The organism is Nocardiopsis endophytica (assembly GCF_027706725.1).
In the GTDB taxonomy this organism is placed as follows: Bacteria; Actinomycetota; Actinomycetes; order Streptosporangiales; family Streptosporangiaceae; genus Nocardiopsis_A; species Nocardiopsis_A endophytica.
The window spans coordinates 1-18,658 of the sequence record NZ_JAQFWQ010000064.1 but is presented as its reverse complement, the minus strand read 5'-3'; the positions used below and the strand labels follow the sequence as shown (position 1 = coordinate 18,658).

At 75.8% G+C, this 18,658-nt stretch carries 21 protein-coding genes and 1 tRNA gene; 7 read left to right on the top strand and 15 right to left on the bottom strand.

The window, feature by feature from the left end; translation table 11 throughout:
• The first annotated feature begins 88 nt into the window (after positions 1-88).
• Positions 89-784, top strand: a complete 696-nt coding sequence (locus O4J56_RS20230; RefSeq protein ID WP_270687752.1) for a sensor histidine kinase — start codon at positions 89-91, stop codon at positions 782-784.
• Entirely contained in the window at positions 771-1,448 is a 678-nt protein-coding gene (locus tag O4J56_RS20225; RefSeq protein WP_270687750.1) for a response regulator, read from the top strand. The genes O4J56_RS20230 and O4J56_RS20225 overlap by 14 nt, the downstream gene beginning before the upstream one ends.
• Before the next feature lie 95 nt (positions 1,449-1,543).
• Here the strand turns inward: O4J56_RS20225 and O4J56_RS20220 are convergent, their stop codons facing one another.
• The 10 genes from O4J56_RS20220 to O4J56_RS20175 all read right to left on the bottom strand — a co-directional run bounded on the left by O4J56_RS20220 (position 1,544) and on the right by O4J56_RS20175 (position 8,835).
• Positions 1,544-1,873 carry a TcmI family type II polyketide cyclase gene (locus tag O4J56_RS20220; protein WP_270687749.1) on the bottom strand — a complete coding sequence of 110 codons (330 nt, stop codon included), beginning with the start codon at positions 1,871-1,873 and terminating at the stop codon, positions 1,544-1,546.
• A gap of 215 nt (positions 1,874-2,088) precedes the next feature.
• Positions 2,089-3,330, bottom strand: coding sequence for an FAD-dependent oxidoreductase (locus O4J56_RS20215; protein ID WP_270687748.1), 1,242 nt, complete (start codon positions 3,328-3,330; stop codon positions 2,089-2,091).
• Positions 3,327-4,556, bottom strand: coding sequence for an MFS transporter (locus tag O4J56_RS20210; RefSeq protein WP_270687747.1), 1,230 nt, complete (start codon positions 4,554-4,556; stop codon positions 3,327-3,329). The genes O4J56_RS20215 and O4J56_RS20210 overlap by 4 nt, the downstream gene beginning before the upstream one ends.
• 47 nt (positions 4,557-4,603) lie before the next feature.
• Positions 4,604-5,377 carry an NAD-dependent epimerase/dehydratase family protein gene (locus O4J56_RS20205; protein WP_270687746.1) on the bottom strand — a complete coding sequence of 258 codons (774 nt, stop codon included), beginning with the start codon at positions 5,375-5,377 and terminating at the stop codon, positions 4,604-4,606.
• Complete coding sequence (locus O4J56_RS20200) at positions 5,374-5,673, bottom strand: antibiotic biosynthesis monooxygenase family protein (RefSeq protein ID WP_270687787.1); 300 nt, start codon at positions 5,671-5,673, stop codon at positions 5,374-5,376. The genes O4J56_RS20205 and O4J56_RS20200 overlap by 4 nt, the downstream gene beginning before the upstream one ends.
• Before the next feature lie 5 nt (positions 5,674-5,678).
• Positions 5,679-5,984, bottom strand: a complete 306-nt coding sequence (locus O4J56_RS20195) for an antibiotic biosynthesis monooxygenase family protein (protein WP_270687745.1) — start codon at positions 5,982-5,984, stop codon at positions 5,679-5,681.
• Between the two features lies 1 nt (position 5,985).
• The gene (locus O4J56_RS20190) at positions 5,986-6,723 is read right to left on the bottom strand and encodes an SDR family NAD(P)-dependent oxidoreductase (protein ID WP_270687744.1); all 738 of its coding nucleotides are present in this window, start codon (positions 6,721-6,723) and stop codon (positions 5,986-5,988) included.
• Positions 6,720-7,661: an amidohydrolase family protein gene (locus O4J56_RS20185; protein WP_270687742.1), complete on the bottom strand. Its 942-nt coding sequence runs from the start codon at positions 7,659-7,661 to the stop codon at positions 6,720-6,722. Before O4J56_RS20185 ends, O4J56_RS20190 begins: the two co-directional genes overlap by 4 nt.
• 11 nt (positions 7,662-7,672) lie before the next feature.
• Positions 7,673-8,452 (bottom strand): SDR family NAD(P)-dependent oxidoreductase, encoded by a 780-nt coding sequence (locus O4J56_RS20180; RefSeq protein ID WP_270687741.1) that lies wholly within the window; start codon positions 8,450-8,452, stop codon positions 7,673-7,675.
• Positions 8,449-8,835, bottom strand: a complete 387-nt coding sequence (locus O4J56_RS20175) for a SchA/CurD-like domain-containing protein (protein WP_270687740.1) — start codon at positions 8,833-8,835, stop codon at positions 8,449-8,451. Before O4J56_RS20175 ends, O4J56_RS20180 begins: the two co-directional genes overlap by 4 nt.
• Positions 8,836-9,054: 219 nt before the next feature.
• On the opposite strand from O4J56_RS20175, the gene O4J56_RS20170 reads away from it, so the two are divergent.
• The 5 genes from O4J56_RS20170 to O4J56_RS20150 all read left to right on the top strand — a co-directional run bounded on the left by O4J56_RS20170 (position 9,055) and on the right by O4J56_RS20150 (position 13,784).
• Positions 9,055-9,933: an ACP S-malonyltransferase gene (locus tag O4J56_RS20170; protein ID WP_270687739.1), complete on the top strand. Its 879-nt coding sequence runs from the start codon at positions 9,055-9,057 to the stop codon at positions 9,931-9,933.
• Positions 9,934-9,947: 14 nt separating this feature from the next.
• Positions 9,948-11,174: an acyltransferase domain-containing protein gene (locus O4J56_RS20165; protein ID WP_270687737.1), complete on the top strand. Its 1,227-nt coding sequence runs from the start codon at positions 9,948-9,950 to the stop codon at positions 11,172-11,174.
• A gap of 104 nt (positions 11,175-11,278) precedes the next feature.
• A complete protein-coding gene (locus O4J56_RS20160; protein WP_270687735.1) occupies positions 11,279-11,938 on the top strand; it encodes a hypothetical protein in 660 nt (219 codons plus the stop codon).
• Between the two features lie 139 nt (positions 11,939-12,077).
• Positions 12,078-12,166: transfer RNA gene (locus O4J56_RS20155), tRNA-Ser, on the top strand.
• Positions 12,167-12,584: 418 nt separating this feature from the next.
• Positions 12,585-13,784, top strand: a complete 1,200-nt coding sequence (locus tag O4J56_RS20150) for an acyl-CoA dehydrogenase family protein (RefSeq protein ID WP_270687733.1) — start codon at positions 12,585-12,587, stop codon at positions 13,782-13,784.
• Between the two features lie 85 nt (positions 13,785-13,869).
• On the opposite strand, the gene O4J56_RS20145 is transcribed toward O4J56_RS20150, so the two are convergent.
• The 5 genes from O4J56_RS20145 to O4J56_RS20125 all read right to left on the bottom strand — a co-directional run bounded on the left by O4J56_RS20145 (position 13,870) and on the right by O4J56_RS20125 (position 17,959).
• The gene (locus O4J56_RS20145) at positions 13,870-14,451 is read right to left on the bottom strand and encodes a GAF domain-containing protein (protein ID WP_270687732.1); all 582 of its coding nucleotides are present in this window, start codon (positions 14,449-14,451) and stop codon (positions 13,870-13,872) included.
• Between the two features lie 24 nt (positions 14,452-14,475).
• A complete protein-coding gene (locus O4J56_RS20140) occupies positions 14,476-15,051 on the bottom strand; it encodes a GTP-binding protein (RefSeq protein ID WP_270687730.1) in 576 nt (191 codons plus the stop codon).
• Positions 15,029-15,397 (bottom strand): DUF742 domain-containing protein, encoded by a 369-nt coding sequence (locus tag O4J56_RS20135; protein WP_270687728.1) that lies wholly within the window; start codon positions 15,395-15,397, stop codon positions 15,029-15,031. The genes O4J56_RS20140 and O4J56_RS20135 overlap by 23 nt, the downstream gene beginning before the upstream one ends.
• Positions 15,387-15,821 (bottom strand): roadblock/LC7 domain-containing protein, encoded by a 435-nt coding sequence (locus O4J56_RS20130; RefSeq protein ID WP_270687727.1) that lies wholly within the window; start codon positions 15,819-15,821, stop codon positions 15,387-15,389. The genes O4J56_RS20135 and O4J56_RS20130 overlap by 11 nt, the downstream gene beginning before the upstream one ends.
• Before the next feature lie 167 nt (positions 15,822-15,988).
• Positions 15,989-17,959, bottom strand: coding sequence for a sensor histidine kinase (locus O4J56_RS20125; protein WP_270687725.1), 1,971 nt, complete (start codon positions 17,957-17,959; stop codon positions 15,989-15,991).
• Between the last annotated feature and the right edge of the window lie 699 nt (positions 17,960-18,658).

The following is an 18,658-nucleotide window of genomic DNA, read 5'->3' as shown; positions in this document are numbered from 1 at the left end:
GGCGGACAGAACCGCGCACCGGTCCGGGCACACCGTCCCGGACCGAGCACCGGACTGCGCCCGAAGGCCGAACCCCTGGAGCATCCACGTGATTCCGCTTCCCGTACGAAAAGACCGGAACCTGTCGCTCCCTGACGCTTCGGCGCCCGCCCTGGACCCGCGCTGCGCCCCCACCCCCATCGCCGAACAGGAATTGCACGACCGTGTCGGCCCCGAACTCGCCGTCGCCGCACGGAGACTGGAATTGTTCGCCCTTTACCGCCACTCCGAGCCCTCCCGCGCCGAATCACACCTGACGGGCGCGCAGGCCTCGGTCGGCCGCTGCCTCGACGACATCGCGCGGATCCTGCGCTGCGGCCGGCCGGAGGCCCGGCCCCTGGACCTGGCGCGGGAACTGGAGGAGTACGCCGAGACCGTCGACACCCGGGGAACCGCCGTGAGCGTGCGGGTGCGGGGCGAGGCCGCCCTGCCCCTGGAACTGCGCAGCGAGCTGTACCTCATGGTCCGCGAGGCGCTCCGCAACGCCCTGCGCCATGCCCGGGCGCGGACCGTACGGGTCGTCGTCGAGGTCCGCGGCGGCCGCGTGAACGCCCTCGTCGACGACGACGGCACGGGCTTCGGCCACGCCGAGGCCGCGCGCGGGGACGGGCTGGGCCTGGCCTCGCTGCGCGAGCGCGCACGGCGGCTTGGCGGCCGCACCGTCGTCGACACCGCCCCGGGGGACGGCACCCGCGTCCTCATCCGCCTCCCCCTCACCCCCGGGACCGCCCATGGCACCCGGTGACGCGCCCGCGCGCGTGGTCATCGCCGACGACCACACGATGTTCCGCGAGGCGCTGTGCCACACCCTGGGGTCGCACCCGGACGTGGACGTGGTGGGCACCGCCGGGACCGCGCCGGAGGCGGTGTCCTGCGCCGCCCGGCACCGGCCCGACATCATCGTGCTCGACGTGCGGATGCCGGGGGGCGACGCCCGCACGACGCTGCGCCGCCTGCGCGCGTCCTCCCCGGAGACCCGGGTGATCATGCTGTCGATGTACGACGACCCCCGGATCGTGCACCAGCTGATGCACGAGGGGGTCAACGCCTACCTGCACAAGAGCTCCTCCCGGGAGGAGCTGCTCTCGGCGATCGGGGCGGTGCGCGCCGACGGCGCGCGGATCGTGGTGTCGGTGGCCCGCGGGAGCCTGGCGGCGCTCCCCGACAGCGGCGGCGAGCCGCTCTCGGAACGGGAGAAGGAGGTGCTGCGCCTGGTGGCCGCGGCGCTGAGCAACGCCCAGATCGCCACCCGGCTGCGGATCACCCAGGGCACGGTCAAGCGCCACCTGCGCAACATCTTCAAGAAGCTCGGGGCCGTCTCGCGGATCGACGCGGTCAACAAGGCGGTCGCCGGGCACATCATCACGGCCCCCGCCGACTCCTCCGGGGCCGCCGAGCCCTTCTCCTGACGCGTCCGGCCTCCGGCGGCCGGCCCGGGCCGTCCGCCGGAGGCCGGACGGGCGGGGGGCCGCACGGCGCCGGCCCCCGCGCCGCGGGTCCCGGATCACCGGAGCCCCGGCTCCCACACGTAGAAGGGCTCGGCCCGCGCCTCCAGCATCGACGGGCGCTCCGGGTCGTAGGGGGTCAGGTACTCGGCGACCCGCCGGTCGACCTCGGTGAAGGCCGGGTCTTCGCGCAGCCCGTGCACGGCCGGAAGGATGTCGGAGTCGGCCTCCAGCAGGTGCGCGTAGAGGCCGTGGTAGTGGAACAGGGTGCGCGCGCGCAGCCCGAGGCGCTCCGGGAAGCCGGAGCGGTCGTGCTCGGCGAAGGCGGCCGCCACCTGATCGGCGTCGGCGGTCCGCATGTTCCTGACCATCAGTGCTCGAAACGCCATTCCCGCCTCGTCTCCACTTTCGCTGTCGGGGTGTCCGTCCCGGCAGGGCACCGGGGGCGGGCCGCTTCTGGCGGCCCACCCCGCACGGCGCCGGGCCGCGCCGTTCCGGCTGGGCCCTCCCTGACCGGTCCCCGCCATCCTCGGACGCCCCGGTCCACGGGCGGACGAGGCTCGGTCCATGCCCGGCGGCCCCGGCGGCCGGGGGCCGCCGGGGGTCATTCGGTGCCCGCGGGCCCGGCCACGGGCAGCCGGTGGGCCCGCTCCGCCCGGAAGCCCACCGCCACCACCTGCGCCTTCTTCCGGCGCACCCACGGCAGCCGGATGAGCGCCCGGCGCAGCGGCGACCCCGGCCCGACACCGACCCGGCCCTCCAGGTAGCGCCCGAGGAAGCGGTCCTGGATGGTCTGCTGGAGCCGCTGGGTGAGCACGGTCGGCCGCATCCTCCTGCGCTGCACCCGCGCCAGCGCGCGCTCCGGCAGCCGGCCGCTCCGCAGGTGCGGTGCGAGGATGCGGGCCGCGGCGACGGCGTCCTGGACGGCGAGGTTGACCCCGACGCCGCCGATGACCGACATGGCGTGCGCGGCGTCGCCGATGGCGAGGAACCCCGGGCGGTACCACCGCTCCATGCGGTCCATGCGCACCTCCAGACCGTGGACGTCGTCCCAGGAGGCGATCTCCGAGGACCTCCCGTCCAGCCACGGCAGCAGCTCCTCCAGGCGCGCGCGGAACCCCGCCACGTCCCGGGAGGTCCACTCCTCGACGCCGCCCTTGGGCACCACGTAGGCGGCCTGCCAGTAGTCGACGCGGTTGATCATCGCGAGCATCTGCGCCCCGCCCAGCCGGCCGAAGGAGTGCCCCGGGTCCGTGTCCGCCCGGGACAGGCGGAACCACATCAGGTCCATGGGGGCGCCCAGCTCCCGGGTGGGGAGCCCGGAGTCGGCGCGCACCACCGAGCGGCGGCCGTCGGCGGCGACCGCCAGCAGGGTGCGCACCTCGTGCTCGCGGCCGCCGTGGCGGTAGCGCACCCCGGCCACCCGGCCCTCCTCCACGACCAGGCCGGTGGCCTCGGCCCCCATCAGGATGCGGAAGCCCGGGTGGCGCCCGGCCTTCGACACCACGAAGTCGAGCAGGTCCCACTGCGGCATGTAGGCGATGAAGGGGTACTTGCCCCGCAGCACCGACAGGTCGTCCAGGATCCGCTCGCCGTCGTCGGTCACCAGCCGCACCTTGGTCTCCCTGCGGTGCGGGATCCTCAGGAACTCCTCCGCCACGCCCAGGTCGTCCATGGTCTGGACGGTGGAGGAGTGCACCGTGTCGCCCCGGAAGTCGCGGCGGAAGTCCTCGTGCTTCTCCAGGACGAGGACGTCGACGCCGGCGCGGGCGAGCAGCCATCCGAGCATGGCGCCCGCGGGTCCGCCCCCGGCGATGCAGCAGGTCGTCCTCTCGGGCAGGGTCATGTCCTCTCGCTCTCTGTGTGCGGGGACTCCCGTGCCGCGCGGACGGCGCCCGGCAGGAGCAGGGCGGCGGCGATGAGCACCCCCGCGGCGGCCGCGCCGGCGCCGGCGAGCAGCGCGCCGCGCGCCCCCACCGCGTCGGCGACCACTCCCAGCAGCGGGGCGCCCAGCGGCGTGGAGCCCATCATGAACATGGTGAACAGCGCCATCACCCGGCCCCGCATGCGGGGGTCGGCACCGAGCTGGAGCGAGGCGTTGGCCGCCGTGGTGAAGACGAGCTGGGCGGCCCCCACCGCCACCAGGACCGCGGCGAACGATCCGAACCCGGGGGCCAGCGCCGAGGCGGCGTTCGCCGCGCAGAACGCCAGCGCCGCCGCGGCCACGAAGCGGGGGCCGGAGCGCCCGCTGAGCACCACCGCGGCCGAGCCGAGCAGCGACCCGGCCGCCAGCAGCGAGCCCAGCAGGCCGAACTCCCCGGCGCCGCGGCCGAACTCGGTGGTGGCCATCAGCGCGGTGGTCACCTGGGTGTTGGCCGCGAACGCGCCGGTGAACAGGGTGATCAGCAGCAGGAGCCGGACCTGGGGCGCGGTGAGGGCGTACCGGACGCCCTCGGCGAACATCCCGGGGCCGCCCCCGGCCGAGGGGGCCGGGCGCAGCCGGGAGGCGTCCATCCGCAGCAGCGCGGCGATGGGGAAGGCGACGGTGAGGGCGGCCGCGGTGAACACCGGGCCGGTGCCGCCGAGGACGATGGCCCCTCCGGCGACGGCCGGCCCGACCAGGCGGGCCGCCTGGAAGGCGGCCGCGCTCAGCGCCACCGCGCGGGGCACGTCGTCGCGGTCGACCAGTTCCACCACGAACGCCTGGACGGTGGGGTGGAACACCGCCGCGGCCACCCCGAGGGCGGCCGAGACGGCGTAGACGATGCCGATCGAGGCGCTGCCGGTGAGCACGGCCGCGCCGAGGGCGAGGGCGCAGGCCCCCACCGCGGCCTGGGTGCACAGCAGCGTGCGCCGCTTGCTGAACCGGTCGGCGATCACGCCGCCGACCGGGCCGAGCAGGAGCAGCGGGAGGAACTGCAGCCCCGTGACGATGCCCAGCGCCGTGCCCGACTCCCCCGTGAGCTCCAGGACCAGCCAGTCCTGGGCGATGCGCTGCATCCACGTGCCCACGTGCGCCACGGTCAGCCCGATGAGCCACATCCGGTAGTTGCGGTTGCGCAGCACCTTCATGTCCGTCCCCGCTCTCCTCGCTCCGGCCGGCGGCGGCCCGGCGGCCGCTATCCGGCGACGGTCTCGCGCCCGCCGATCCACTCGGCCGTGCGGCGCAGCCCCTCGGCCAGCCCGGCGCTCGGCCGGTACCCCAGCGCGGACCACCCGCCGCGCAGGTCGCGCCCCGGGGGCGGCGGGTGGGGGCGCACCGCGCGCAGGCGCACCCGGGGCGCCCGTCCGGCCGCCTCGGTGACCAGGTCGACCAGTTCGTCCAGGGTGACCTGGACACCTCCGGAGGCCTCCGCCCCGCCGCCGGGCAGGCCCCGCTCCACCGCCAGCCGGTGGAGCCGGGCGGTGTCCGGGGCGAAGGCCGGGGCCAGGACCCGGGGCAGGCCGACCAGTTCGACGGGGCCGCCGCCGAGCGCGGCGGCCAGCAGCCGCATGACCGGCTCCCCGTCCCCGATCCCGGGGCCGTAGACCGGGTGGCGGCGGAGCACCGCCGTCCCGGTCCCGGCCGCGGCGGCCGGGACCGAGCGGACCAGGCGGCGCACCCCGGCGCGCCGGGCGGCGCCGCGCAGCGCCCGGTGCCCCGACCCGGACCCGGAGAACTCCACCAGCGCCGCGCAGCCGCGCAGGGCCGCCTCCACCGGCATGTGCTCGATGTCGCCGGTGAGCCGCACCCAGCCCGGGGGCGGCGGGGCGGGGGGCGGCGGCCCCGCCGTGCGCACGTCCGCGAACTCGGTGATCCCGTACCCGGCCGCATGCAGCTCATGGGCCGCCGCCCGCCCCACCGGACCGCCCGCCCCGACCAGCGCGGCCCGGGGGGCGGCGCGCCCGGTCACGTCGCCGCGGGCGACGGCTCCGAGACCACCTCGAACACGGTCCGCTCGACACCGCCGTCCCAGTACTCGCGCATGGGGACCGTCATCTCGCGGTGCACCGGCGCGTCCTCCCAGCTCGCGAACTTCTCCGCGCTCTCCCATTCGCCGACCAGGATGTAGCGGCCGCTGTCGCGGTCGCGCACCAGCCGGTCGCCCAGGTGCCCGTCGGTCCCCTTGACCTGCGCGCGCACCGTCTCGAACGCCTTCTCGAAGGCCTCCTCGCACCCGGGCTTGACCCGGGCCGAGACCATCACCATCACCGTCACGGCTTCTCCCAGTGGTCGACGATCGACATGACCTGCATGTGGGCCCCGGTGCGCAGGGCGCGCAGCCGGGCGGTCTCGCGGTCCTGGCGGGACGAGGTCTCGAAGGACCGGTAGGCCTCCGCGTCGTCCCAGTCCGAGGTGATCACGTAGGTGGGCACCGGGTCGGACGTGCGGACCAGGGTCTGCCTGCGGCAGCCCGGCTCGTCCCGCACCCAGGCGGCGACCCGGGCCCACTCCTTCTCGAACGGCCCGGTGTCCTCCTCGGCGACGGTCATGGTGAGCACGGCGCGCACCGGTCCCATCTCAGATCCCTCCGTCCACGGTCAGCGTCTGCCCGGTCACGTAGGAGGCGCCGGGCCCGGCGAGGTAGAGCACCGCACCGGCGATGTCCTCGGCCGCGCCCAGCCGGCCGAGCGCGGCCATCCGCTCGTAGCGCTCCCGGCGCTCGGGGGTCAGGCGCCCGATCTGGTCGGTGGCGATGACGCCGGGGGCGACGACGTTGGCCCGGATCCCCTGCGGCCCGACCTCCTTGCACAGCGAGCGGGTGAACCCGGTCAGGGCCGCCTTGGAGGCGGTGTAGTGGGTCCGCCCCGCCATCCCGCGCATGGCCACGGCCGAGGAGACCGTGACGATGGCCGCTCCGGCGCCCATGTGCCCCAGCGCGGCCCGCGTGACCTCGTAGACGCTGGTCAGGTTGGTGGTGAGGATGCGGTTCCACTCCTCGGGCTCCATGTCCTCCAGCGTCCGGTGGCTCACCGCGGCGGCGTTGTTCACCAGCACGTCGATGCCGCCCAGCGCGCGGGCGGCCGAGGCGGTGAAGGAGCGGCACCGCTCCGGGTCGGCCATGTCCGCCAGCTCCACCGTGTGCCCGTCGCCGCGCTCGGCGAGCTCGGCGGCGAGGGAGTCGGCGGCCTCCCGGTCCGACCGGCCGCAGGTGTACACCCGCGCCCCGGCGTCGGCGAAGGCGAGCACGGCCGCCCGGCCGATTCCGCGCGTCCCGGCGGTCACCACCACCCGCGCGCCGTCGAAGTCCTGTTTCACGCGGCACCTCGCCTCCGGCCGGCGGCGTCGTCCGGCCCCAGTCGGAACAGGGCGGCGGCGTTGCCGCGCCCGATCTGGTCGCGCTGCCCGGCGGGGAGCCCGTCGAGCAGGCGGGTGACGCGCTCCGCCTCGTCCAGCAGCGGGGGCGCGTCGGTGCCCAGCAGCACGCGGTCGGCGCCGAAGAAGTCGACGGCGGCGCGCAGCGCCTGCGGGCTCGGGGTCGCGGTGTCCACCCGGATCCGGCGGAGCTGCTCGGAGGGGGGCGGCCCACCGGGGCCGCGGGCGCCGGGCGTGCGCGCCGCCAGGTCGAGCTTCTCCCCGAGCAGCGCGAGCCCGCCGCCCGCCCCGGAGGCGATCAGCACCAGCGACGGGAACCGCTCCAGCCAGCCCGCGTACACGATCGCGGCCACGCCGGCGGTCACGTCGCAGAAGCGCCCGATGTGCTCCACCGTGCCCAGGTCGGGCAGGGACGGTCCCCCGACCGGGACGGCGGGCGGGTGGAGCAGCACCGGCACGGCCTCCTCGGCCGCCATCGCGAAGAACGGCTCGGCCTCGGGGGCGTCCAGGTAGCGCCCGTTGACGCTGGTGTTGGCGATCAGCCCGACGCAGCCGGGCTCCCGCAGCAGCTCCTGGGCCTGCGCCAGCATCGCCTCGCCGCCGAACGGGTCGAGGTAGGCGTAGGTGCGCAGGGCGTCGGGGTGGCGGGCGACCAGGTCGAGCATGGCCTCGTTGTGCCGCCGCACCTGCGCGGCGGTCTGCGCGTGGTTGTCCTCGCCCGGGGCGGGGCGCATGCTGCCGGCCCCGACCGGGCTCCCGATGACGGTCGTGCCGATGCCCAGGGCGCGCTTGCGGGCGATGGCGGCCTCGGGGTCGCGCAGGCCGGGCGGCCCGCCGCGGTCGCCGGGCGGGCTGAGGTGCCCGTGCACGTCGATGTCCACCGCCGGCCCCCTCACCCGTGCCCGCCGGGCGGGCCTCCGGGCGGGCCGCCGCCCGGGGAGCCGCCGAGCATGGGGGTGCTGAACGCGAACCGGCCCAGGACGGGGACGGCGGCCCCGTTCACCCCTTCGGCCCCGGCCCCGGTCAGGAACGCGATCACCTCGGCCACCTCCTCGGGGCGGGTGGCCATGTCGAAGTCGACGCCGGGGCGGGAGGCGCGCGCCTCGGGGGTGTCGGCCATGGTCATGACGACCGTGTTGGCCCGCACCCCGCGGTCCTTGACCTCGTGCGCCAGCGACCGGACCCAGGCCTGCAGGGCCGCCTTGCTCGCCGCGTAGGCCCCCATGGCGGGGAACGGCTCTGCGGCCAGGAGGGAGCTGACGTAGACCAGCCGCCCGCCCTCGCCCAGGTGCGGCAGGACCGCCCGGGTCGCCTCCACCGCCGAGACGACGTTGGCGTGGTAGAGGTCCCGGTGCTCCTGGGCCCCGGTGCGCATGACCGGCCCCACCGCGAACCCGCCGATGAGGTGGACCAGGCCGTGCAGGGCGCCGAATCGGTCGAGCGCGGCCCGCACCGCGGTGCGGGCGCCGTCCTCGGTGGCGGCGTCGGCGGCCACCGTCTCCAGGGCGCCCGGCCCGGCGCCGGCCTCGCGGAGCCCTTCGGCGAGCTCCTTGAGGCGCGCCTCGTTCCGGCCGGTCAGCAGCACGTCGCGGCCCTCGGCCGCCAGGCGTGCGGCGACGGCGCCGCCGAGCGCCCCGGTGGCGCCGGTGACCAGCAGGGCGGGGCCGCTCACGCCTCCCCCTCACCGACCGGCTGGGGCCGGTAGTCGTCGGGGATGCGGGTGGTGACGGTGGTCATCATCGCGTTCAGGAAGAACGCGCGGGTGCCCTCGACGGAGCTCATGTCCCGCTTGTCCTCCTCGACGAGGTACTTGTCGAGCTCCTTCTCGACGTTCTGGATGACCGGCTCCTGGGACAGGTGCGCCATCACCTTGGGCAGGCTGCCCTCGATCTCGATCATCCGGATGACGAGGTTGTCCTTCATGAACACCGACGTGCTGACCAGGCGGGTCTCGTCGTCGATGACGGGGGACGGCGGGTCGTAGCTCGACAGCAGCTCCTCGACCTGCTTCTCGGTCCCCGGGCGCACTCGGAACATGACGGCGTAGCGCTGCATGCGGCCTCCTCAGCCGGTCCTGGGTCGGTGGCGCCGCGGGTGTCCCCCGGCGCCGATCGGAACGCTAGGCGCGGCCGCTCGCGGGTGTCTTCCACCGCGGGGACGCCCCCGCGCCCCCTCCGTTCGGGGGAGCCGCACGCCCCCGCGCGGTGGAAGACGCCCGCCGGTCCCGCGCCTACGGTGTTCGGCGCACGCCCCTCTCGCTCCTTGGAGGCAGGGATGACCGACGGCTCCGTCGGCACCGGCCGCGGCATCGCCTTTCCCGGGCAGGTCGACGACCGCGGCCCGATCGACGCGCTGCTGGCCGAGCACGCGGCCCACCCCCTGGTGAAACGGCTCGGCGAGGTGCTCGGCACCGACGACGTGCACGCGGCGGACTTCGCCGACACCCGGGTGGCCCAGCCGCTCACCTACACCGCCGGGCTGCTCTCGGCCTGGCACCGGCCCGGGTCCGCGCCCGTGGCGGCGATGGGCCACAGCCTCGGCGAGATCACCGCCCTGGCCTACGCGGGCGCGCTGGCCCCGGAGGAGGGGCTGGCGCTGGTGCGGGAGCTGGGGGAGATCGGGGAGCGGCAGTGGTCCGCCCGCCCCAGTTCGCTGACGGCGGTGATGGGCCTGGACGCCGAGGGGGTGGAGTGGGCGCGCCGCACCGCGCTCGCCTCCCGCGGCGGCTTCCTGGACGTCTCCGGGTACAACGGGCCGCAGCAGACGGTGCTGTCGGGGGACGCCTCGACGGCGCGCGCCGCCGCCGCGGCCGCCGAGGCGCTCGGGGCGACGGTGCAGGTGCTGCCGATCCGCGGCGCCTACCACTCGCCGCTGCTCGGCCCGCACCTCCCGCGCTGGCGGGCGGCGGTCCGGGCCCTGGAGTGGCGGGATCCGCGCATCCCGGTCGTCTCCTCGGTCGACGCCCGGACCCGCACGGACCGGGCGGACCTGCCGGAGCTGCTCACCCGCTGGCTGGTGCTGCCGGTCCGCTGGGCCGACACCATGGCCGAGGCCCGCCGCCGGGGCGTGGAGGCGCTCGTCGACGCCGGGCCGGGCCGGGTGCTGCGCAGGCTCGGCCGCCGGATCGGCCCGCCCCCGTTCACCGACGCCTGACAGGGAGGTCCCCCATGGACGCAGACCCGAGCCGCCCCCCGTGGCTGATCGCCTGGGCGGCCGAGACGCCCGAGGCCGACGGCCGGATCCGCGCCGAGATCGCCGCGCGGCTGCGCGGGGGCGGCGCGCGGGCCGCCGCCGAGCTGGCCGCCCGGCGCGACGCCCTGTGCCGCCCGGAGCTGCCGCTGCGCGGCGCCGTGGTGGCCCGCACGCCGGAGGAGGGGGCGCGCGCGGTGGAGCGCGCGGCCGCCGCCCGCGGCCGGCGCCGACCGGTGGCCCTGCTCCTGCCGGGGCACGGCTCCCAGCACCCCCGCATGGCGGCCGGGCTGTACGGCGCCGAGCCGGCCTTCACCACGGCGATGGACGACTTCTTCCGCGCCTACGGCTCGGGCGGGGAACGGCTGCGCCGGGAGTGGCTGTCGGGGCTGCCGCTCGACGCCCCCGAGACGGGCCAGCCCCTGCTGTACGCGGTGGGCGTCGCCATGGCCGCGCAGTTGCGCTCATGGGGGGTGCGACCGCAGGCGCTGGTGGGGCACAGCATCGGCGAGTTCGCCGCGGCGACCGAGGCGGGCGTGCTGACGCCCGCCCAGGGGGCGTGGGCGCTGTCCCGGCGCGCGGACGCCTACGCGCTGGCCCCGGAGGGGTCCCTGCTGGCGGTCGCCGCCTCCGCCGGGGAGGTGTCCGGCCTGATGTCCCCGGGCGTGGTGGTGGGCGTGGTCAACGGTCCGCAGGCGGTCATGCTCGCGGGGCCGCGGATCCCCCTGGAGGAGACCGAGAAGCGGCTGCGCGACGAGGGGTTCGGCTGCGTCCAGGCGCGCATCCCGGTGCCCTTCCACAGCCCGGCGATGGAGCCGCTGGCCCGGTCGGTCCGCGCCGATCTGGAGCGCATCCCGCTGCGCGCGCCCCGCACCGCCCTGTACTCCACCCGGACCGGCCGGGCGGTCGACTCCGGCCAGACGCGGGACCCCGGGTTCTGGGCCGAGCAGGTGGCCCTGCCCGTCCTCTTCGACGACGCGCTCGCCCGGCTGCTCTCCGAGCGCAGGGTGCTGCTGGTCGAGGCGGGCCCGGGCCGGGCGCTGACGACGCTGGCGCGGCGCCGCCCCGAGGTGCTCGACGGCCGCAGCGCGGCGGTGCACGCGCTCCCCGGCCGCGAGGGGCCCGCCGAGGCCGACCGTGCGGCGCTGCTGGGGGCGGCGGCGCGCATCTGGACCGAGGGGCACGCGGTCGGCCCGTCGGACTGAGGGTTGCGCGGGCTTCGACTTCACGGGGTCCCGCCGTTACTTTTGAACCGACCTGACGGCGCGTGTGCCCCTCCGAGGGGGCATCGGGGGTTCCCATGGGACTGGTGGATGCGACCGGACCTGTCGACGCCTACATCGCGGAGCTGGGCGGCCGTTTGAAGGGGCCGCTGCTCTGGCGCCGCCGCGTGCTGGAGGAGACCCGCGACGGACTGCTCTGCCTGGCCGAGGACCTCGCCGGCGACCACCCCGACCGGGAAGGGGCCGAGCGCGCCGCGGTGCGCGAATGGGGGCCGGCCGCCGCCCTGGCCGAGGAGTTCTCCCGGGTGGCCGCGGACATGAGGGCCGTCTCGGTGGCCGTCCGGGTGCTGGTTTCGGTCCCGCTGCTCGGGGGCCTGTGGACGGTGGCATGGCTGCTGGCGCCGGTGGACCCGTGGGACGGTGCTCCCGGCCCGATGGACACCGTGCAGGACCTGCTGGCGGTGGCGACGGGGATCGCGCTGGCGATGTCCGCGGTGACCGCGCTGCGCAACCGGCGCAGCGCGGCGCGGGGGCTGCCGCTGCCCAAGGGCGAGGCGGTCGGAGGCGGCCTGGCGCTGCTGGTGGCGATCGCGGCCACCCTGCTGTTCCTGGCGGTGCGGGTCGCCGACTCGGTGCAGGCGGTCGAATGGTGGACCGGCTCGGCCGCCTTCGCGGCGACCCTGGCGGTGGCGGCGGTGACCGCGCGGGACATGTGGTGCCTGACGGTGCGGACCCGCTGGGCCTGAGACCCGCTCCGGCCCGGGGCCTCCGGTGCGCCGGGGGCGCGGCTCCCGCCGCGACGGCGGTGCGGAGCGTGAGCTAGCATGAGCGCGGAGAGCGGGCCGCCCGCGAGGCCGGGCCCCGGGGGTCGGCGACCGCGCTCACGGAGGGTTCGCATAGCGGCCTAGTGCAGTGCTCTTGAAAAGCGCCAAGCCCTTGACCGGGCTTCGTGGGTTCGAATCCCACACCCTCCGCGTTCTGGGCCCGCCCCCGCCGGGGCGGGCCTTCCGTGTCCGGGCCGCCCCTTCGCCCCCTGTGCTGTCGGCCCCCTCCCCGCCGGGAACCGGACGTCGCCGTCCCCGGCGGCTCCCCCTCCGCGCCCCGTCGTCCGAGGGCATGGGCCCCGTGGACACCGAAGTGGATTGCCGCAGGTCCACAGCATTTTTCCGGGTGACAATTCACCGGTGTACCGCCAATGGCTCCGAACGAAACGTGAGACCTCTCACGGGCGCTGTCCGATAGGCAAAGGAGGCCAAGGCCTTGTGTTTCTCTTCCGTGGAAATCAAGATGATCTCCCGGTAGGGCCTGAAGACCCTGGATCCCCTGGGGCTCAGGCCTTCCCGTTGTGCGCACCCCCCGACGCACCGTCGATCCACGCATGAGGAGACCCCCTTGGTCGAACCGTTCACCACGGAACGGCACGAGCGTCTGCGAAAAGAGGTCAGAGCATTCGCGGAAGCCGAAGTGGCCCCCCTTGTCCCGGAGATGGAGGCCTCCCGAACCGTCCAATATGAACTGTCGCGCCGGATCGCCGAACAGGGTTGGATCGGCGTGACCATCGATACCGGCCACGGCGGAATGGGCCTGGGCCACCTGGCCAAGACCGTCATCATCGAGGAGCTCTCGCGCGTGAGCGGCGCGATGGGCGCCATGGTCCAGGCCTCCCAGCTCGGCGTCGCCAAGATCGTGCACTTCGGCGACGAGGCCCAGAAGCGGGCCTGGCTGCCGTCGATCGCCGCGGGCGGCTGCCTTCCCACCATCGCCGTCACCGAGCCCGAGTCCGGCGGCCACGTGCTGGGCATGGGCACCACCGCCGTCCGCGACGGCGACGACTACATCCTCAACGGCCGCAAGGTCTTCGTCGGCAACAGCCACGTCGGCGACCTGCACGGGGTCGTGGTGCGCACCGGCCCCGGGTCCAAGGGCCTGTCCGCGTTCCTGGTCGAGGCCGACCGCCCCGGGTTCTCCCTCGGCGAGCACGTCCCCTCCATGGGGCTGCACGGCTTCAGCTTCGGAGAGCTGGTCTTCGAGGACTGCCGGGTCCCCGCCGCCAACCGGCTCGGCGAGGAGGGGGACGGCCTGCCGGTCGCCTACTCCTCGAGCGTCCTGTACGGCCGCGCCAACCTCGCCGCGGTCTCCCTCGGAATCCACCAGGCCATCGTCGACGAGACCCTGGCCTACGCCTCCGAGCGGGAGCGCTACGGCAGGCCGCTGGCCGAGCTGCCCAACATCAAGATCAAGCTGGGGCGGATGCGGTCCCGGCTGATGACCGCGCGCATCGCCCTCTACCACGCGGTCCACCTCCTCGACCACGGGATGCCCTGCGACGCCGAGCTGATGAACGCCAAGCTCGTCAACGTCGAGACGTCCCTGGACTCGGCCCGCGACGCGATGGAGGTGCACGCCGCCTGCGGGCTGTTCACCGACCGCCCGCTGGAGCGGTACGTGCGCGACGCCCAGCACATCTTCGCCCCCGCGGGGACCTCGGACATCCAGCTCCTGCGGCTGGCCGAGTTCGGGCTGGGCACCGCAAAGGGGCAGTGGTCGGAGAAGCTGGCCGCGCCCTTCGCCCCGGAGTACGCGGCGCCCTGAGCACGGGGCGCCCCGCCGCGGTCGGCACGGCGGGGCGGACGGCAGGGGAGCGCGGTGCACCGCACCGCGCTCCTCCCGTTCCCTGCTACTCGGCGGCGCCCTGCTGGGCCCCGGACCGCCGGTGGACCATCTCCATCAGCTCGGCGGCGCGCTCCTTGATCAGCTCCAGGCCGGGGCGCCCCCACGGCCGCGCCTCCCGGTCGACCACGCAGATCGTGCCGAGCGTGGTGCCGTCCCGGTCGATCAGCGGCGCACCCATGTAGGAGCGGATGCCGATCTCGTCGACCACCGGGTTCCCGGCGAAGCGCGGGTAGTCGCACACGTCGTCCAGCACCAGCGGCAGGCGGCGGGCCACCACGTGCGGGCAGTACCCGTGGTCGCGCTCCATCACCCGGTCGGGGGTGTCGGCGGCGCTGGCCTCGGTGCTGAGCACCGACCCGCCCTGGGCGCTGTCGGAGACGTACAGGCCGGCGAAGTACTGGTGGTCCTCCTTGATGAAGTTGACCATCGCGAACTGGGCTCCGGCCGCCTGGGCCAGCTCGCGGGCGAAGGCGTCGAACTCGGCGTCGGGCCGGTCGCCCAGGCCCAGCTCGTCCAGGCGCGCCACCCGGTCGGCGGCCTCCTGGTCCTCGGGGACGATGATGTGTCCTTCGGATGCGTCGGTCACGGGGGACTCCGTTCGGCAGGGTTTCTAGGGCGAGACGGGGACGGTGATCAGGTGGCGGACGAGCCCGATGAGCACCTCGGTGGCCGAGCGGGCCACGCGGGCGTCGCACGTGAGCACCGGGGTCCCCGCGCCGAGCTTGAGCGCCGAGCGCACCTCCTCGGGGGTGTACCGGTAGGCGCCGTCGAACTCGTTGACCGCCACCAGGAACGGGATGCGGCGGTGCTCGAAGAAGTCGACCGCCGAGAAGCAGTCCTGCAGGCGCCGCGGGTCGGCCAGCACGACCGCGCCCAGCGCCCCGTTGGACAGCTCGTCCCACATGAACCAGAACCGGTCCTGTCCGGGGGTGCCGAACAGGTACAGCACGTGCCCGGGGTCCATGGTGATGCGGCCGAAGTCGAACGCCACCGTGGTGGTCGTCTTGTCCTCCACCCCGCGCAGGTCGTCGTGGCCCGCGCTGGCCGCGGTGATGAGCTCCTCGGTGCTGAGCGGCTCGATCTCGCTGGCGGAGCCGATGAAGGTGGTCTTTCCGACCCCGAAGCCGCCCGCGACCAGGACCTTGACGGCGGTCGGGAACGGGTCAGAGCCGTCGCTGTAGGCCATCGAGCAGGATCTCCAGTAGGCGTCTGTCGGAGGGGTCGGCGGCCGGGCGCGGCGCCTGGGCGGCCACCGCCCCGGCGTCGACCAGGTCGGACAGCAGGACCTTGGTGACCGCGGCGGGCAGCCGCAGGTGCGCGGCCACCTCGGCCACCGACGTCGGGCCCTTGCACAGCCGCAGGGTGCGGGCGTACTCGGGGGTCAGGTCGGCCTGGCCCACCCGGCCGGTGGAGGCCACCAGCGACATCAGGTCCAGCCTGCGGGTGGGGGCGGTGCGGCCGTTGCTCACCGTGTACGGGCGCACCAGGCGTCCGGCGTCCTCGTCGATGAGGGGCTCGTCTTCAGCGGCCATGGCCGCCCGCGCCGTCGGCGCCCGACCGGGCCGGGGTGGCCAGGAAGGGCCGCACGCTCTTGATGAGCTGCGACATCTCATAGCCGAGGACGCCGGCGTCGGCCTCCCGGCCGGCCAGCACCGCCAGCACCGAGCCGTACCCGGCGGAGGCGACGAACAGCAGCGAGGTGTCCAGCTCGACGACGACCTGGCGGACCGCGTCGCCGTCGCCGAACCGCACGCCGGTCCCGCGGGCCAGGGAGAACAGCCCGGAGGCGATGGCCGAGAGCTGCTCGGCGCCTTCGCGGTCCAGGCCGTGCGCGGCCTTGGTGAGGCCGTCCGAGGACAGCAGGACGGAGCTGCGGGTGTGCGGGACGCGCTGGACCAGGCCGCTCAGCAGCCAGGCGAGGTCCGAATCCGGACCCGGGGGCGCAGGGCTCACCATCGTGTGGGACTCACTTTCAAGAGGGACGGGGCACTCGAAAGATCGGGCGGGCGTTCCGGCCCGGGCGCCCGGCGGGCGGCCCGGGGTGCCGCCCGCGGGGCGCGGGCGGAGGGGACGGCCGCACTGCGGGCGTACCGGGGGCACTGCGGGCGTGACGGGGGCACGCCTCAGGAGGCGGGGGTGCCGTCACCGCCCTCCTGCTCCGCGCGGCGGAACCCTCCCTGGTAGGCGGCCATCAGGCCGAGCGTCGGGACGTCGTCACCGGGGGCGCCCGCGGCGGCCGCACCGGGGGCGGCGGCGTCGCCGGGGGCGCCTTCGGCGGAACGGCGCAGTTCGGGGGCGTGGCTCTCCTGGACCTGGCGCTCGGGGAGCGGGGGCCGCTCGGCGTTGTCCGGCGGCGCCGCGGGAGCGGAGGGGGCGGCGGGGGCGGGCTCCGGGGCCCCGGGCGCCGGCGCCGGGCGCTCCCCGGGGCCGACGGCGTTCCCGGACGGGGGCGGGGGCGGAGCGGGCCGGGCGACGCCCGCGCGCTCGAACGCCGATGCGACCACCGACGACCGCGCGGAGGGCATCGGGGCGGGGGCGGGCTCCGGCCCCGGGGAGGGGGACGGGTTCGGCGGTACGGGGTCGGTGGGGTCCTGCACGGCGACGGCCTCCCTGGGGGACGTGGACCGGGCGGCGGCCGGGACCTCGGCGGCGCGCCGCCCTCCGGTCGCCGACCGCCCTGCGGCGGCGCCCTCCGGGGCCCGCGCCGGGGCCGCGGGCTCCGCCGCCTCCTGGACGGGCCTGCGCCGCGGACGCTCCTCGGCCGTCCCCAGCAGCGCGGACGGGAGCACGACCACGGCCAGGGTCCCGCCGTAGACGCTGGTCTGCAGCTGCACCCGGGCGCCGTGCTTGCGGGCCAGGGCGGCCACCACGAACAGCCCGATGCGGCCGTCCCGGAGCAGTTCGCCGATGTCGACCCGGTCGGGCTCGGCGAGCAGTTCGTTCATCCGCCGCCGCTCCTCGGGCGGGACCCCCAGGCCGCGGTCCTCCACCTCGACCGCGATGCCCGCACCGACCTCCTCGGTGCGCAGCAGCACCCGGGTGCGCGGCGGGGAGAACTTGGTGGCGTTCTCCACCAGCTCGGCGATGAGGTGGATGACGTCGACGACGGCGCCGCCGGCCAGGGTGCCGCCGGAGGGCGGGACCACCTTGACCCTGGAGTAGTCCTCGACCTCGGCGACGGCCGAGCGCAGCACCTCGTAGAGGTTGACCGGGCGGCTCCAGCGCCGCCGGGAGGAGGCGCCGCCGAGCACGGCCAGGCTCTCGGACTGGCGGCGCATGCGGGTGGCGAGGTGGTCGATGGTGAACAGGCCCTTGAGCAGGTCCGGGTCCTCCACCTGGGCCTCCAGCTCGTCGAGGAGGCCGATCTGGCGGTGCACCAGGGACTGCATCCGCCGGGCGACGTTGACGAACACCTCGACCTGCTGCCCGGTGCCCAGGTTCGGGGCGGGCGCGCCGGGGGCGGCCGGGGCGCGGTGGCCCTGCGCCTCCGGCGCCGCCTCGGCCCGGACGGCGGGGGGCGCGGGGGACGGGGCCGCGGGGCGCTCCGGGGCGGGCGGGGCGGCCGGGGCGGTCGCCTCCACGCCGCCCTGCCGGGCGAGGTGGGCCCGGTGGGCGCGGACGGCGGTGTTCCAGGCGGCGGTCAGGGCCGCGCGCTGCTCGTGGGCCAGGAGGGCGAAGGCGTCGCCGCCGGAGGGGAGTCCGGACTCGGCGACCGGCCGCACGTCCTCGCCGCGCTCGACGCGCGCGGACAGCTGCATCAGGGCGCCGCGGGTGCGCTCGCTGCGGCGGCGCAGGGCCTCCGCGGCGCGCTGCACCCTGGTGGTGGCGCGCTCGGCCAGCAGGACCGCTCCGGCCAGGACGAGGGCGGCGCAGGCGCCGGCGGCGATGAGCACCACCGCCGCGGTCATGTCCGTGGGGGACGCGGTGAGCAGGGCCGCGACGGCGACGGCCGCGACGGCCGCGACCAGCAGGGCGGGGAGCAGGGAGATCCACACGTGGACCGAGCGGATCCCGCTCAGATCGGCGTCGGGGTCCTCGCCCAGCGCCGGCGGCTCCCCGGGGACGCCCGCGACGGTCGGGGGAAATTCAGACATCGCAGTCCTCGGTCGCATGGGGGCGGATCGGCAACAGGGATCACGATACGACCTCTCCGGTCGTGCTGTGGACAATATGCATTGCGTCCACACGCAATTCACACACCCGTAGGACGGATGCGAAAACCCCTGCGGCTGCGCGCCTCCCGCAACCGGGTCCGATCCTCGCAGGGCACGGTACAAGGGGTTCTGGGCCCCCTTTTCACGGGGGGTGGAGCGACCATTTCACCCCTCAGTCCGGAACCGGACACCAGGCGACATATCAGGCGAAATTCTCCGCCGGGGGTGACTCATGCCACCCCGGAGGCCCCCGGCGCGGCGAAGACGGCACCGGACGAACTCCAGGCGGCGGTCCCACCACGCGGGATGGCGGCCCCGACAGGCCGACCCGGCCCCGGAGCAGGACGGTGACCCGCCGAGCGGTGTCACCCCCGCCGAACATGAGCACCCCCCACAGGCAGCCGGAAGCCACCCCACCGAAAGACAATCCCCAGGTCAGAGCCACCCCGAGGACCGTCACCGGCAAGCCGACCCGGACCCCCGGGCAAGGACACTGACCCGCCGAGCGAAGTCATCCCCGCCGAACACGACCACCCCCCACAGGCAGCCAGAGGCCACCCCACCGAAAGACAATCCCCAGATCGGAGCCACCCCGAGGACCGTCACCGGCAAGCCGACCCGGACCCCCGGGCAAGGACA

Coding starts and splice junctions, on each gene's coding strand:
- O4J56_RS20220 (WP_270687749.1), bottom strand. CDS start 1,873: ATGGCGTTTCGAGCACTGATGGTCAGGAACATGCGGACCGCCGACGCC.
- O4J56_RS20210 (WP_270687747.1), bottom strand. CDS start 4,556: ATGAAGGTGCTGCGCAACCGCAACTACCGGATGTGGCTCATCGGGCTG.
- O4J56_RS20140 (WP_270687730.1), bottom strand. CDS start 15,051: ATGGCCTACAGCGACGGCTCTGACCCGTTCCCGACCGCCGTCAAGGTC.
- O4J56_RS20125 (WP_270687725.1), bottom strand. CDS start 17,959: ATGTCTGAATTTCCCCCGACCGTCGCGGGCGTCCCCGGGGAGCCGCCG.
- O4J56_RS20170 (WP_270687739.1), top strand. CDS start 9,055: ATGACCGACGGCTCCGTCGGCACCGGCCGCGGCATCGCCTTTCCCGGG.
- O4J56_RS20165 (WP_270687737.1), top strand. CDS start 9,948: ATGGACGCAGACCCGAGCCGCCCCCCGTGGCTGATCGCCTGGGCGGCC.
- O4J56_RS20215 (WP_270687748.1), bottom strand. CDS start 3,330: ATGACCCTGCCCGAGAGGACGACCTGCTGCATCGCCGGGGGCGGACCC.
- O4J56_RS20195 (WP_270687745.1), bottom strand. CDS start 5,984: ATGGGACCGGTGCGCGCCGTGCTCACCATGACCGTCGCCGAGGAGGAC.
- O4J56_RS20135 (WP_270687728.1), bottom strand. CDS start 15,397: ATGGCCGCTGAAGACGAGCCCCTCATCGACGAGGACGCCGGACGCCTG.
- O4J56_RS20130 (WP_270687727.1), bottom strand. CDS start 15,821: ATGGTGAGCCCTGCGCCCCCGGGTCCGGATTCGGACCTCGCCTGGCTG.
- O4J56_RS20225 (WP_270687750.1), top strand. CDS start 771: ATGGCACCCGGTGACGCGCCCGCGCGCGTGGTCATCGCCGACGACCAC.
- O4J56_RS20200 (WP_270687787.1), bottom strand. CDS start 5,673: ATGGTGATGGTCTCGGCCCGGGTCAAGCCCGGGTGCGAGGAGGCCTTC.
- O4J56_RS20175 (WP_270687740.1), bottom strand. CDS start 8,835: ATGCAGCGCTACGCCGTCATGTTCCGAGTGCGCCCGGGGACCGAGAAG.